18 protein-coding genes are annotated in these 12,411 nt (G+C 43.7%); 13 read left to right on the forward strand and 5 right to left on the reverse strand.

Going from position 1 to position 12,411, the window contains the following annotated elements; genetic code table 11:
- Positions 1–141: 141 nt before the first annotated feature.
- Positions 142–651 carry a DUF2301 domain-containing membrane protein gene (locus AACQ93_RS21135; RefSeq protein ID WP_064608499.1) on the reverse strand — a complete coding sequence of 170 codons (510 nt, stop codon included), beginning with the start codon at positions 649–651 and terminating at the stop codon, positions 142–144.
- A gap of 163 nt (positions 652–814) precedes the next feature.
- On the opposite strand from AACQ93_RS21135, the gene AACQ93_RS21140 reads away from it, so the two are divergent.
- From AACQ93_RS21140 to AACQ93_RS21155, 4 genes are all read left to right on the forward strand, one after another.
- On the forward strand, positions 815–1,414 hold the full coding sequence (locus AACQ93_RS21140; protein WP_064608501.1) for an SPOR domain-containing protein: 600 nt from the start codon (positions 815–817) through the stop codon (positions 1,412–1,414).
- Positions 1,415–1,716: 302 nt separating this feature from the next.
- Positions 1,717–2,712: a D-alanine--D-alanine ligase gene (locus AACQ93_RS21145; RefSeq protein WP_064608503.1), complete on the forward strand. Its 996-nt coding sequence runs from the start codon at positions 1,717–1,719 to the stop codon at positions 2,710–2,712.
- Positions 2,713–2,847: 135 nt separating this feature from the next.
- The gene (locus AACQ93_RS21150; protein ID WP_084419374.1) at positions 2,848–3,021 is read left to right on the forward strand and encodes a YhfG family protein; all 174 of its coding nucleotides are present in this window, start codon (positions 2,848–2,850) and stop codon (positions 3,019–3,021) included.
- Complete coding sequence (locus AACQ93_RS21155; RefSeq protein WP_064608509.1) at positions 3,011–3,652, forward strand: putative adenosine monophosphate-protein transferase Fic; 642 nt, start codon at positions 3,011–3,013, stop codon at positions 3,650–3,652. Before AACQ93_RS21150 ends, AACQ93_RS21155 begins: the two co-directional genes overlap by 11 nt.
- A gap of 65 nt (positions 3,653–3,717) precedes the next feature.
- Here AACQ93_RS21155 and AACQ93_RS21160 read toward each other — a convergent pair whose 3' ends face one another.
- Complete coding sequence (locus AACQ93_RS21160) at positions 3,718–4,689, reverse strand: tyrosine-type recombinase/integrase (RefSeq protein ID WP_064608511.1); 972 nt, start codon at positions 4,687–4,689, stop codon at positions 3,718–3,720.
- Positions 4,690–4,939: 250 nt separating this feature from the next.
- Between AACQ93_RS21160 and AACQ93_RS21165 the strand changes: the two genes are divergently transcribed.
- Positions 4,940–5,299, forward strand: a complete 360-nt coding sequence (locus AACQ93_RS21165; RefSeq protein ID WP_036799689.1) for a DUF3319 domain-containing protein — start codon at positions 4,940–4,942, stop codon at positions 5,297–5,299.
- Between the two features lie 167 nt (positions 5,300–5,466).
- On the opposite strand, the gene AACQ93_RS21170 is transcribed toward AACQ93_RS21165, so the two are convergent.
- Both AACQ93_RS21170 and AACQ93_RS21175 read right to left on the reverse strand, forming a co-directional pair.
- Entirely contained in the window at positions 5,467–5,982 is a 516-nt protein-coding gene (locus AACQ93_RS21170; protein ID WP_064608513.1) for an ATP-dependent zinc protease family protein, read from the reverse strand.
- A 155-nt stretch (positions 5,983–6,137) separates the two neighbouring features.
- Positions 6,138–6,803, reverse strand: coding sequence for an HAD family hydrolase (locus AACQ93_RS21175; protein WP_232323376.1), 666 nt, complete (start codon positions 6,801–6,803; stop codon positions 6,138–6,140).
- Between the two features lie 63 nt (positions 6,804–6,866).
- Here AACQ93_RS21175 and yciH point away from each other — a divergent pair, with 63 nt between their 5' ends.
- Positions 6,867–7,190: a stress response translation initiation inhibitor YciH gene (gene yciH / locus AACQ93_RS21180; RefSeq protein ID WP_064608516.1), complete on the forward strand. Its 324-nt coding sequence runs from the start codon at positions 6,867–6,869 to the stop codon at positions 7,188–7,190.
- Positions 7,191–7,483: 293 nt separating this feature from the next.
- Here the strand turns inward: yciH and AACQ93_RS21185 are convergent, their stop codons facing one another.
- Positions 7,484–7,840: a DUF3693 domain-containing protein gene (locus AACQ93_RS21185; RefSeq protein ID WP_064608518.1), complete on the reverse strand. Its 357-nt coding sequence runs from the start codon at positions 7,838–7,840 to the stop codon at positions 7,484–7,486.
- Positions 7,841–7,960: 120 nt separating this feature from the next.
- Here AACQ93_RS21185 and AACQ93_RS21190 point away from each other — a divergent pair, with 120 nt between their 5' ends.
- The 7 genes from AACQ93_RS21190 to AACQ93_RS21220 all read left to right on the forward strand — a co-directional run bounded on the left by AACQ93_RS21190 (position 7,961) and on the right by AACQ93_RS21220 (position 12,406).
- Positions 7,961–8,500, forward strand: a complete 540-nt coding sequence (locus tag AACQ93_RS21190) for a hypothetical protein (RefSeq protein WP_064608520.1) — start codon at positions 7,961–7,963, stop codon at positions 8,498–8,500.
- Positions 8,501–8,502: 2 nt separating this feature from the next.
- Positions 8,503–8,715, forward strand: coding sequence for a hypothetical protein (locus tag AACQ93_RS21195; protein WP_064608523.1), 213 nt, complete (start codon positions 8,503–8,505; stop codon positions 8,713–8,715).
- Positions 8,696–10,027 (forward strand): replication initiation factor domain-containing protein, encoded by a 1,332-nt coding sequence (locus tag AACQ93_RS21200; protein ID WP_064608526.1) that lies wholly within the window; start codon positions 8,696–8,698, stop codon positions 10,025–10,027. Before AACQ93_RS21195 ends, AACQ93_RS21200 begins: the two co-directional genes overlap by 20 nt.
- A gap of 18 nt (positions 10,028–10,045) precedes the next feature.
- Entirely contained in the window at positions 10,046–10,354 is a 309-nt protein-coding gene (locus tag AACQ93_RS21205; RefSeq protein ID WP_064608528.1) for a hypothetical protein, read from the forward strand.
- A gap of 104 nt (positions 10,355–10,458) precedes the next feature.
- The gene (locus AACQ93_RS21210; protein WP_064608531.1) at positions 10,459–10,671 is read left to right on the forward strand and encodes a hypothetical protein; all 213 of its coding nucleotides are present in this window, start codon (positions 10,459–10,461) and stop codon (positions 10,669–10,671) included.
- A gap of 4 nt (positions 10,672–10,675) precedes the next feature.
- A complete protein-coding gene (locus AACQ93_RS21215) occupies positions 10,676–10,882 on the forward strand; it encodes a major capsid protein (RefSeq protein ID WP_064608534.1) in 207 nt (68 codons plus the stop codon).
- 156 nt (positions 10,883–11,038) lie between these two features.
- Positions 11,039–12,406, forward strand: coding sequence for a virulence factor TspB C-terminal domain-related protein (locus AACQ93_RS21220; RefSeq protein ID WP_064608538.1), 1,368 nt, complete (start codon positions 11,039–11,041; stop codon positions 12,404–12,406).
- The last annotated feature ends 5 nt before the right edge of the window (positions 12,407–12,411 follow it).

The following is a 12,411-nucleotide window of genomic DNA, read 5'->3' on the forward strand; positions in this document are numbered from 1 at the left end:
AAGTCCGCGAGCTGTGATCAAAACAGGATTGTTTGATAAAGAAATTTGGAGGATAAAGAATTGAATGAGAAAATTGATGGCTCGGAGAAATAAACTAAAGATAGAATCGCAGCAACTGATTAAATTGCTGCGATTGATGATTTAGATTTCGTAACGACTCTTATCGCCGATGTCATAATGAATAGGCATACGCCACTTGGAAAATGCAGCCACCGCTAAAAGAATGGCACCGGACATACTGAAAGCAATGCTGATTTGTGCTTGGCCAAACACCAGGCAGAACCAGAATCCGGCCAGAGTAAGCGGCGTCAGCATCAATACTTTGAGTTTAAAGCAAAAATATTCTTTAATAGCCAATGCACTAAAAGTAAATAAAGCGGCACCAAGAGCCAGCGGATTCCATAAACCGGCAATCAGCCAGATAGCGGCGAAAAGGCTGCTGCCAGCAATAAGTAAGCGGAAACGCTTGTCGTATATATGAACAGTATTTGCTGCAATCAAAGCGGCAATAACAAGGGCAGGTGTCGCAAAGTCAGCCTCCCAGGCAATAACAGACATGACTGCGGCGGAAAAGGTTAGGGCACCGCGATATAAGATAACAGTTAACCAATCAAGGCGGTCGATATCGCTTTTAATATGTGGATCGGCCATTGAAGAACTCCTAAAAGGGATGATTGGACAAGAAGAGGGCTATATTACACCTTAATCCTGTGACCAATGGCTGATAGTTATTGATCTATCTTAAAGTTAGGGTTGATTGGGTTAAAAACCAACGGCAGAATAAAACACAGTATTTGGATTTGGCAGAGTAATAATGAAGAAAGTCGCCGTATTAGCCGTTTTAACGGCATTGTCCGGTTGTGCGTCAGATAGTGAAACAATGCAAATTGTCTCCTCATCTTCTGAAGAGATTTATACTGCAGAGCAGCTTCACACGATGGAACGCATTCAGGAAGCAAAAGTGCCGCAACCAGTAGTTCAGCCACCTAAGATTGAAAAAACAGTGGCTGTTGCTCCAGTAGCCGTACCAGTAAAACGCACCGTAACCCCAATACCAGAACAGAAAAAGCAGGTTACACCTAAGCCTGTTTACAAACCAAAGCCAAAACCTGTTTATAAGCCGATGGCCGCGGATTCTGATGGTTATACTATTCAGGTTCTGGCACTGAGCCACAATAAAGGCTTCCGTCCGTATATGAACAAACTACCATCCAACCAACCGGTATGGATGAACAAGAAGGAATTGCAGGGAGTACCTTGGTATACCATGCTGTTCGGTCACTACAGAACTCGCGCTGAAGCCAAAATGGCACTAGATGCTTTGCCTCAGGATGTAAAAGACTACGGCCCGTTTATCCGTAGTTTTCGTGAGATTAAAACATCTCCGACGCCAAAGCTGACGAAGCTGAAATAAAGTTAAACTCAGCTATTTTTAAGGAGAGCCGAAAGGCTCTCTTTTTGATCTGAGCAGTTAATTTAGTTTATCGCTTTATAAACCTTCTATTTTTGTGGTTTTAATAACCAAAAGAGTAACTTCAATTGAAGTATTTCACTGTTACATGCCATATGTAGTGCAATAGTCCGCTTTTTTCTATTACTATTGAACAAGGTTTTGACTGGTGCGCCTTATCATGTATCTGTGTTTTGGCACCAGTCTGTAACAGATATTAACTGTCAGGCGAAATCGCCTGCAGTGTTGTAATACAAGGGATGATAATGAGTTCAATCCATGTTTTATTATTGTGCGGCGGCGGCAGTGCCGAGCACGAGGTGTCACTGGTTTCTGCAAACTACATTGAAGAGCAGCTTAAGCAGATTGATGATATTGCTTACACTCGTGTCGAAATGAAAGAAGACGGGTGGTTTGATCAGAACGGGCACATGTGTCAGCTAAATCTGGATAAAACCCTGCAAACCGGCGACAAAAAAACAAGCATCAATTATGTAATCCCTTGTGTTCATGGCTACCCGGGTGAAACTGGTGATCTGCAGTCATTTCTGGATATGGCAAAACTGCCATACTTTGGCTGTGGTGCAGAAGCCAGCACTAATTGCTTCAACAAAATCACCACAAAACTGTGGTTTGATGCGCTTAATATTCCTAACACCCCTTATGTTTTCCTTAGCGATAACAACGAAGCTGCACATGCTCAGGCTGAAGCTGCATTCGATAAATGGGGGCAGGTGTTCATCAAAGCCGCGTGTCAGGGCTCTTCTGTAGGTTGTTACAAGGTAACTGACAAGTCAGAGCTAGCGGAAACGGTAAACAATGCATTTACTTATTCAGAACAGGTGCTTATCGAAAAAGCAATCAAGCCTCGTGAGCTTGAAATTGCCGCCTATCAATACGGTGAGGAACTGGTTATCACCAAGCCTGGTGAAATTCTGAGCCCGGAAGATGAGTTCTACACCTACGAAGAAAAATACAGTGCAGACAGCCATTCAACAACTAAAGTTGAAGCAGACAACCTGACTGATGAACAAATTGAGCAAATTCGGGATTATGCTCGTAAAGCTTTCATACACATGAAGCTGAAAGATCTGTCTCGTATCGACTTTTTCCTGAGCGAAGAAGGTGAAATTCTTCTCAATGAGATCAACACTTTCCCAGGTATGACTCCGATCTCTATGTTCCCTAAGATGCTGGAGCACCATGGCCACCAGTTCAAGGCGTTTCTAGAGCAAGCGATCAAGGCTGCTGCTATTAAGTAATCATTGAACAACACAGAGCGGGTAACACCTGATACACTCATCAGTCGTGATCCCGCTCTTTGTTCTTAATTTCGCTATTTGGCGATTTTATAACCAGATGCAATACTGGTCTATAGATGCACAATCAGGAAAACTATGCTGACAAAACAACAAAAACTGGAACGTTTTAAAGCCTTGCGCGAAAAAAACTACCGGGCGAGTCTTCAGCTAGAAGGTTTTGATGTTGAGCCGTTTAAGGTAAATGCACAAATGAATTCGTCATCGGAAGCCGAACTAATTGCCAAATTGAAACAGCGATATGCGAGATAAATATGGTGTGAGTCAGGATCCCGATTGTTATCCCAATACATCGGTCCTCAAAAATTACTTATCCATAATGGATGAGGATGAGCTTGAGCTTGCCGAAAGGGACTTTACCCGAGTTCGGGCCGAGCATTTTGAGCCTGTATTTGATCAATTCAACCTTCCTTATCTGCAAAAAATCCACCGCATACTCTTTCAAGACTTATATCCCTGGGCTGGCCAAATAAGACAGGTCGATATCACCAAAGGACAGACCCGCTTTTGTCACGTTCACAATATCGAGCGAGAAGCCAACCGTCTTTTTCGAGAGCTGGAAGAAGAGAACCATTTGTGTGGTTTGTCATTCGACAACTTTATTCGTCGCGTTTCGCACTACTTTTGCGAGCTTAATGTAGTCCATCCTTTCCGGGAAGGTAATGGTAGGGTGCAGCGTATCTTCTTCGAAATTCTGGCTATAAATGCGGGTTATGAGCTTTGTTGGGAAGGGATCAACCTCAAAGAGTGGGTTGATGCGAATCAAGCTGGTTATTTTGGAGAGTTAAAGCCGTTAGAAAAACTGTTTGAGCGAATCACTGTGCCAATCGAACATCCGCATGATTACAGCGAGCACTGGACTGAAAATCCGAGCTTAGATTGATTTAAACCATCGCATTTAACGCACTATAATTTTTATATTGCCACCAACTACCAAATACACGCCACTCACTTCTCCCAAGGTTTTGTCTTCCTATATTTAGCCAATTCCTGTTCATGTCGGTTTTTCTCGCCAACGTACAAAGCAGGCATAGCCGGGCTTTTCCAACGTCCTTGTTCCTGAATGTCTTCAACAGATAAACCAGAGTCAGCCAGATCCTTTGCGGCGCCAACACGTGGTGATTGTCCCGAGAACAAATGACCAGAAGGCATATTCAGCTCATCACTGGCTCGCCGGAATACACGATATATTGATGAATGATCTAATGCCTGGTCGCCAATGTTCCCATGTCGATCAATTCGCCGAAAAACAAAGCCGTCATCAATCAAACCAACTACCAACCAACGTTGAAGCACTTTTGATGAAACAGAACTGAGTTCAATTACCTTATCGCCGACAGTAATATTTACCAAGCCATTGCCGTGGATATAGAGTGATTCAACTGTCAAAGCTGAAAGTTCACTCCGCTTCAGCATTGCTTCAAATGCTACAGCCCAAATTGCCAGATCGCGAACATCCTTTGGTTTAATTGATAGTTCATAAATGTCTATTAACTTCTGCAAGTGTTCGTCACGAAAGGCAGATGCATTACAACAATCATCCCGTTTTTCACTTTGCTGCTTTTTCATTTCAATACGAATTTCGGTATGGGCACACGGATCCGTTAATTGGTGGCAACGATGAACCAACGAAATAGTGACAAGGTAACGTTTCAAACTTGCAAGCTTTCGCTTGAGAGACATGCGATCGATATATCTGTGTACGGTATCAGCTGTTGCGGGCAGAGCAGGGACTCTATTCTCTAAGCAGAAGTCGATGAAGCGATTCCAGTCATTTTTGAAAGCAACCAGAGTGTTTCTTGCATACTGGTTCTGTGTCAGTGACTCCCAGTTCTCAATGTCATTTATATGACAGTTGAACCGTTCAATACTGGTTGTTCTTTGTGCATTATCTTCTATCGGTTTGATTTTTCTAGTCATAATCAGTGTCAATATCTGGTGCACTATAATTATAAACATATAATAAAAAATAAAATTTACATATCAAATTCAGAAAAAATTTGGTAAAAACCAGAAATTTATAAGCATATCAGGAAGACAAACGTTTAACTTAATGCTTCAATAACAGAGTATGAAATAAGTATTTCGATAGTGTATCTGTCTGCATTGCAAACACTTATTCTGTACAAGGATTAAAGCAGTGTTAGCTCAGCATCGTTGAGGAGCAAAAATGAAGAAAAGACTCTTCCACCGAGGGCATAATATTGAGAATACGACTGGTGAACCTAATGGATGGAGAACCGTCATCAATGGGCGCCCGGTAGAAAACAAGCTTACGCTAGTCAAGAAGAGTATTGATTGGTGGTGTGATATGAAAGCGTTTATGCCGCCTGAGAAATTTGAAGGTCTAAATGCTCAACCTCAGCAAGCAGGCCAGAAAGTTGAAGAATACAGAGGCTTTAAGCTGGTAAATGACAGCGGTAACCCGAACGAGTGGTATGTCATCTTGCGTGGCAGACTGCTGAAAGGTTCTCCTGCAGCAATAAAGAAACATCTGGATGCTGTAATTGAAAAACTAAAACAAAAATAAAATTATGTTTGGTTTGTGTGATTGGTTTTACGTGAAAGAAAAAGGGAAGGGTGTTCGTATCGTGTAGTAACTGGTTTTAATAAATCTTGCCTAAACAGAATCTAGCCCGGACTGTGATAACGCAGTCCGGGCAATTTAATTAATAGCGAAGTGTAAGTAAAATGATATCAATCATCTTCGTCTTTCTTGTCGACATCAACCAGATAATCACCACTTAGCCAGTTTCGACCAATAAGCAGTTTGTACTCCAGCTTACTGCGGTCACGAAGGTTAACAGACACCGTCTTGTGTTCACCGTTCCAGCCTAAATCCATTTTTACTGCATAGCGGCGTTCAACGCCCTGTGCATTACGAATTTTACTGACTTTAATAATTTTGCCTTTATACCTTACTTCATCACCATTCTCATTAGTTGCTGTAAACTCAACCATATGACCAAGGTGTTCACGCATATTATCGCTGTCACTGTCTTCACCAATGACTTTAATATCAGTAGCATGAATAGAGGTTGTTTTGGCACCTGTATCGATCCGTGCCTTAAAATCCAGGTCAAGTTCATGTACTTTGATTGTTTCAACCTGACCAACAATTGACTTCTGTTTGCTGTCATTACTATCAGCCATCGCCAGGTTTGCCCCAGTTGAGCAGATCAAGAACAATACCGGTAACAGAATTTTTTTCACACACAGGCTCCTAAGAGTTTATTTGTCTGTTTTTAATATAGACACCAGATGGACTGTTGCACTCAACATTGTCCAACCAGCAGGAAGAGCTTACTCAGAAGCTCAATATGAATCATATACCATGAAGCAGAATTGTCGCTGAACAGCAAAGTCAATTATTGGTAAATTTTTAATAAATCACGAATTTTGCTGAAACAGGCATCAGTTTGTTCAAACTGTACAGCATGAAAGCCTAAAGTTTTAGCTGCTTTAACATTATCAGCATTGTCATCAATATAAAGGGATTGTTCTGGCTGCAAATCGTATCTGTCCAGCAACAGCTGATAGATCTGCGGCTCCGGCTTAATCACAAACTCTCGCCCAGAAACAATGCCGCCGGCAAACAGAGAGAAAAACTCATTACGATCATGAAGCGTTTCAAAAAAAGCATTACTCATATTAGTGAGATAGTAAGCAGAAAAGTGGTTGTCGAGCACCTGGTAAAGTAAATTTTCTGTAGCTTGTATTGGTTGCAAGCTATCTAACACATGATCAATAAAAGACTGCATTCTGGCTACAGTAAAATCGGTACGAGCTGCAAATTTCGGGATCTCTTCGGCAAGCAACATAGTGCCGCGATCCAGTGAGAGCCAATCCGGGTGATGGATAACTTCTTTAAGTAAAATGTTTTGCTCAGTTGGCGAATCGGTAAATGTTTGCACAATTCGGACAGGATTCCACTCAAACAATACAGCGCCAAGATCAAAAATTACGTTACAAATCATAACCGTTTCCGTTTTGCTACCATTTATTGATAATATTCGGGAACGGGTAATCCGCAAGCTTGATTCAATAACTTATTATCAGGCTCACAAATCCAAGAAAGCAGACGAGATTTATTTCAGATGAATGATAACAGCCGCTTAGTATTCTCGACAGAGACAGGTCGAATCAAAGAAGAGAAAGCAGCACCAAAACGTCCTAAGGGCGACGGTGTTGTTCGCATTCAACGTCAGACTAAAGGTCGTAAAGGCAAAGGTGTTTGTATTGTTACAGGCCTTGATCTTGAAGACGCGCAGCTGAAGCTGCTGGCTGCCGAACTAAAGAAAGTATGCGGCTGTGGTGGCTCAGTTAAAGATGGCAACATCGAAATCCAGGGTGACAAACGCGATGTCATTAAAGTTGCGCTGGAGAAAAAAGGCCACACAGTAAAACTGGCCGGCGGTTAATCAAAAGAGCCCGAGTTAACCCTCGGGCTTTTTCTTATCAACCATAAGAGATTGCTACTAAGTCATGGCAATCAACAAGTACAAAGAAGTAATTACAACTAGCTTTGAAGAACCAGGCAAACTGACCATTTGCAGCAGAGCTTAAAAATAGGTGTTAATTACCTATTTTATGGTAAATTGCGCATACTGTTAAATTGTCCAGTATTCCGAAGAGAGAGCGCGTAGTAGTCACACATCAAAGGGATAAGGGGCGTTTTACCGGACTCATAATTGGGGTGACTCTAATACCTTATTTAACATAATCTATATAATGCGCACTCAAGCTCGGGTTCATGTAGGGCTAGAAATCCTGTAAAACCAAGGACTAAGCCCCAATATCCTTGGCTACTCAATTTTGCCGTGATGTCTTTCCATGCTTGCTGGGCTTTATGCGATTTTGCTTTATCAGCTGCTAAGTAAATTAAAGCCTCATGAATATCAATATTTGTTTGCTCAGCAAGATAAATTGCTTCATTTTCAGTTAGATAGCAGCTTCCATTTCTTATTCCGCTTATTTTCTGCTTGCTGATACCTAAGTCTGCCGCAATTTGCTTGTCTTGGATGTAGTTTTTCGAAGTTTTGTAAGCATCTAACAGCTTGTTTGCGTACATAATTCACCCTCCGTTTTTGGGTAGTTTAGCCCCTTAGTACAGAAATTACTTGTCTTGCAGTCCATAAAATTCTGTTCTACGGTACAGACATTCCTGTACTGACAACCACTGAGGCGCACCATGACTACTACCAAATCTTCTCCAGCAAACAGTCTTCGTGAAGCTCGTGACAAGCTGCGTGCTCGTGTCGTTTCATCAGGTACGCCTCATAACCATAAACCTGTTGGTACTCATGTTCTTGACCGAATTGAAGTCAAACACCACATTTTGCCAGAGCTTGAATCTGGTCTGTCTGGCCTTTTCGTTGAAACGGAACAAGGCACAACTTTTCGTGTTGAATTCGCTGAAAATTGCGATTCTGCGTTAGCTTCCGGTTTGGATGTTCACACTGCCCACCAACGCGGCCTTATCTCTGAAATCACAATGAACTCCCAGCAAACCCTTCCTGAATTTGTTGTTACTAAGGATGAATATAGTGCTTTTTATCATGCCTCTTTTGCGTTGAGAGAGCGTTTAGTGATGTTGCGGCGCGACCTTGCTGAGGCTGAGAAATTTAAGGGAGAGGTGTGCATGTACCGTCGTTACATTGAGGAAGCGGAGAACGCATTGGCCGCTATTGATTCTATGCAGATTCGCGCTTCTGTTGCTAAGGACGCTTAATCATGACCGAGCAACTCTACTACCAGCTAAATGATGACGGAACCGGGTTTGCCTTTATCGGTGGTGAGCCTGAATACTTCCGCTCATTGACAGAGTTGCATCAGATGGGCGTTGAATATTTTCCTGCTGGTTATGAGCTTTTCGAAGTGACTTCCGAAAACTGGCAATCACTGTATGACTCTGGGGTGTTCGATAATGACCAATGCGATTATTGATTATTTGTCCATTACTTGGACACCTGAAGAATTGGGTCAAGTCATTGATTTGGCTAAGATGGGTGCATCGATTAAAGCGGTTCGCGGCAATGAATATGCCCTTTACGGTCAGCTTGCTCAAGAGCGTTACAATGTCACCGAAAACATGGCGGTTGATATGGCGGCAATTGATTACGTTGCGGCATTTCAGGCCAAATTCAAAACCACCATGTTTGAGGTTGGTACCTCAACGGCTCGCAATAAATTCCATGAGGTTAAGCACGACCTGTTTAACCATTTCGGCCTGAACACCCTTGATTGCATTTGTCGTGGCGAGGTTGACCGCTTCATTAATCGCCTGAATCACGGGCTGGGTTTGTTTGGTAACGTGTGGTCGTATTCCATGTGTTCCGGTGGCTTGTTCGGCTATCCGCATTCTGCCGATATTCTCGTTAATGGTCAGCAAGCCGGGAAATGTGCATGGGGAGCCAATAACCATGGTTGTTACGTTTCTATATCCGGTGTTGGCACTACAGCGTTAGATATGCAGGCCGTCTATGACGCACTTAACGAACTGCCAGGTGCAAAAATTACCCGTGTCGATATCGCGCATGATTCGCTAGACGGCAAATACGACATTAAAACCGCCCGCAAAATGGCTGAGCAAGGTTTGTTTGTTAACCGTGGTCGCCCTTGCTCTTACTCCTATATCGAATCTGGCCATATGTTCAAGCATGGCTCATACATCAAGGAATCTTGGCGCGGTAAAGAGCCGACAGAAGAATCCCTGAAAAAGCGTTACGGCTTCTGTCCGGACAAAGGCAAATCGTTTTATGTCGGTTCTCGTGAATCTGGCAAGCTGCTGCGCACCTATGAAAAAGGCAAACAACTGCAATCTAAGCAGCATCCTGATTGGGTTCGCTGGGAGCTTGAACTAAGAAACAAAAACCGCTCAATTCCGTTTGAGGTGCTGCTAGAGCCAGCCAAATATCTTGCAGGCGCATACCCTGCCCTTGAATTTGTGAACGAAGAACAATGCAGCATTGCGACCCATAAGCGCACCTACATGACCAGTGTCGAAAACGCGGTTAAGAACGGTGCAACCCAATGCGGCAAGCTGGTCAATTACATGCGTCACTGCTTGGGTCTGACGGCTGAGCAGGTTGTTAAGCAACTTACCGGGCATCTGGAATCACACGAAATCCCAGACCGCCTCAATACGATTGTGTTTGGTGACACCGAGGAATCGGAAGGTATCAAGCTCTCTGAAATGATGGTGCTCAAGCGGCGAAACCATCACGACGAAATTTATCAACGCCTAACGATGGCGTAACTACAAAAGGAAATGTGTATGTCTAGTTTAACTGTGTTAGCTTCTGCGGTAACAAAAGGCTCTGGTATCTCAAAGAAAACCGGAACGCCTAAACCCTACTCTTTTGCTCAGGTGCATTATCTGGTTCCTGCCAAAAGTTTCACGAATGATGACAACAATATCCAAAAACTTGGAATGGAAGAAAAAACCATTTCAATGAAGGATGACAATTCGTTGTTCGCGCAGTTCTCTAGCATTCAGTTTCCTTGCAACCTGCAATTAATTCTTGATGCAGACCCTGAAAACCCATCGCGCAATATTGTTGTGGACTTTAAAAGTGAACTCTAACTTTATTTCGAATTATTACCGCATCCAGTCGGAATATAAATATTTGCCGATTTGGGTCTGGGACAAACATATATTGCCCTACATCCGGGGCTAAGGTCTGAATTATGTCCATGTGCGTAGTGACAGACCCGCAAACAAATAATCTTGTTTTATCTACTGAGGTGCCTTGTAACGGGTATTTGCTGGTAGCTGAAACAGATATCCAAAACCAAATAACAGGTACGGAAGTTGGTTTGTTATTTGGTGCGGCGTGTAGTGCTTATGCGCTTCAATTCGTTATTAAACTCGCGTTAATGCAACTTGGTTTTAAAGGATGAAACTATGAAAAAAGTAAGTGTAATTGGTTTGGCTGCGTTGGCGGCTATGGTGGCGTCAGCTCCTTCAATGGCTGCTATTGATGTAACCGCTGCAACTACCGCGATTACTACCGATGGTACGGCGGCAATTACGTCTATTGGCGGTGCATTGATTGGCCTTGCTGGTACGGCCGTGGTGTTCAAATGGGCTAAGGGTGCAATCTTTGGTTAAGCCGTTGTGGTGCTGATTGAAGGGGCTTAATCGCCCCTTTTTTGGAGTTATGACATGCCTATTATTACTCCGTCCGATATTGTCTGGTTTTTTGTTTTATTTGTGCTGACTGATGTCGTCCGCCGTTTTTTTTAATTGCAGGCTAAGGGATTAGTTATGCGGTATTGGTTATTTTTCTTCCTGTTTATCTTTTCTGTTGATGTGTTTGCTTGGAGTTCCACTGGCTGGACGAATACAGCAGACGAGTCCCAACAACGGTTAAACAAGGCCATTGATAAGCTGGCTAACCAATATAAAGGGAAAGATACAAACGACTACGTTGTATTGCATTATGCCTATGTTGACGGTCCTGACCCCGGTTATTTCAACAGGTACCGGGGTATCTACGATTACGACATTAAAGGTGGGAATAACTGTCCGTCGGGTGAGATTCCGGATGCTAATGGACAGTGCAGGAAATGCCCCGATGGCTCATACCCGGTCGGTGATAGTGGCGAATGTTATGACTACACACCTGAGCCAGAGCCAAACCCCGAAGAACCAGAACCCAATAAAAACTCTTGCGCCGACAAAGCAGGTCAGTATGAAGGCAGTGTAACTTCTGGTCCTCCGGGTAAAGGAGGCTCACTTGTTTGTGGTGCTGGTAACTGTCAGGTTGCATTGCGGGCTACGGGTACTTGTACTGGTGAAGCTCCCAATGAGGAGTGTTATTACAAGGGGTATTTTACTGGTAGTCAGTGCGGCGATGAAACTGGTTCGAACCCCGACCCTGACCCTAACGAAAAGCCCAAACCTAACCCCGACCCCGGCGGCGGTGATGATACGGGGGGAACTGGTGGTGAAGGTGGTAACGGCGGAATAGATAACCCGGAAAACCCCGAAGACCCTGACAAGCCTAAGCCCGGAGAACCGGACGAACCCGAAAAGCCCGGTGAAGAAGGTGACGGCGATAAGAACGTTGCCAAATCGGTTGGTGAAATCGAGCGTCAAATCAAAAAGACCAATGACCTGCTGGCTTCTATTGATGCCAAATCGGGGCAAAGCGTTGGTGGTGAGACTGGCGGCGACCCTAACGGCGAATGTTCCGAGGCTGACCGCAAGGCTGGCAAGTGCGGTTCCTTCTTGACCTTTAGCGAATGCCAGAATTTCGACTGTGCCGGCGATGACCAAACCTGTTACTTGGCTCGCCGGGAATGGGAAAAGAACTGCGACATTATTAATTTCTTGGAGCGTCAAGGGAAACCGGACGGGCTTGCCGGGGCTTTAAATAGCTTTATTGCTGACAACCCTATCTCTGATATTAACGCGGGCGCAATTGATGCCTCGTCAGTGATGAACAAATACCGCAATGGTAACGGTGTGAAAATTAATGGCTCATGCCCCGCCCCTGATACCACCAATGTTTTAGGGGCAACCTTTACCATTGATTACGCCCCGCTCTGTCAGCTCGCCAGCATTATCCATTTCTTTTTAGTGTCGTTCTCTTTGGTTGGGGCTGGTTTATTAATTGCTAAATTTGTCTAGGTGAT

This window comes from Photobacterium sp. J15 (genome assembly GCF_963870815.1).
Classification (GTDB): Bacteria; Pseudomonadota; Gammaproteobacteria; order Enterobacterales; family Vibrionaceae; genus Photobacterium; species Photobacterium marinum.

Coding starts and splice junctions, on each gene's coding strand:
- AACQ93_RS21135 (WP_064608499.1), bottom strand. CDS start 651: ATGGCCGATCCACATATTAAAAGCGATATCGACCGCCTTGATTGGTTA.
- AACQ93_RS21140 (WP_064608501.1), top strand. CDS start 815: ATGAAGAAAGTCGCCGTATTAGCCGTTTTAACGGCATTGTCCGGTTGT.
- AACQ93_RS21145 (WP_064608503.1), top strand. CDS start 1,717: ATGAGTTCAATCCATGTTTTATTATTGTGCGGCGGCGGCAGTGCCGAG.
- AACQ93_RS21150 (WP_084419374.1), top strand. CDS start 2,848: ATGCTGACAAAACAACAAAAACTGGAACGTTTTAAAGCCTTGCGCGAA.
- AACQ93_RS21155 (WP_064608509.1), top strand. CDS start 3,011: ATGCGAGATAAATATGGTGTGAGTCAGGATCCCGATTGTTATCCCAAT.
- AACQ93_RS21160 (WP_064608511.1), bottom strand. CDS start 4,689: ATGACTAGAAAAATCAAACCGATAGAAGATAATGCACAAAGAACAACC.
- AACQ93_RS21165 (WP_036799689.1), top strand. CDS start 4,940: ATGAAGAAAAGACTCTTCCACCGAGGGCATAATATTGAGAATACGACT.
- yciH (WP_064608516.1), top strand. CDS start 6,867: ATGAATGATAACAGCCGCTTAGTATTCTCGACAGAGACAGGTCGAATC.
- AACQ93_RS21185 (WP_064608518.1), bottom strand. CDS start 7,840: ATGTACGCAAACAAGCTGTTAGATGCTTACAAAACTTCGAAAAACTAC.
- AACQ93_RS21190 (WP_064608520.1), top strand. CDS start 7,961: ATGACTACTACCAAATCTTCTCCAGCAAACAGTCTTCGTGAAGCTCGT.
- AACQ93_RS21195 (WP_064608523.1), top strand. CDS start 8,503: ATGACCGAGCAACTCTACTACCAGCTAAATGATGACGGAACCGGGTTT.
- AACQ93_RS21200 (WP_064608526.1), top strand. CDS start 8,696: ATGACCAATGCGATTATTGATTATTTGTCCATTACTTGGACACCTGAA.
- AACQ93_RS21205 (WP_064608528.1), top strand. CDS start 10,046: ATGTCTAGTTTAACTGTGTTAGCTTCTGCGGTAACAAAAGGCTCTGGT.
- AACQ93_RS21210 (WP_064608531.1), top strand. CDS start 10,459: ATGTCCATGTGCGTAGTGACAGACCCGCAAACAAATAATCTTGTTTTA.
- AACQ93_RS21215 (WP_064608534.1), top strand. CDS start 10,676: ATGAAAAAAGTAAGTGTAATTGGTTTGGCTGCGTTGGCGGCTATGGTG.
- AACQ93_RS21220 (WP_064608538.1), top strand. CDS start 11,039: ATGCGGTATTGGTTATTTTTCTTCCTGTTTATCTTTTCTGTTGATGTG.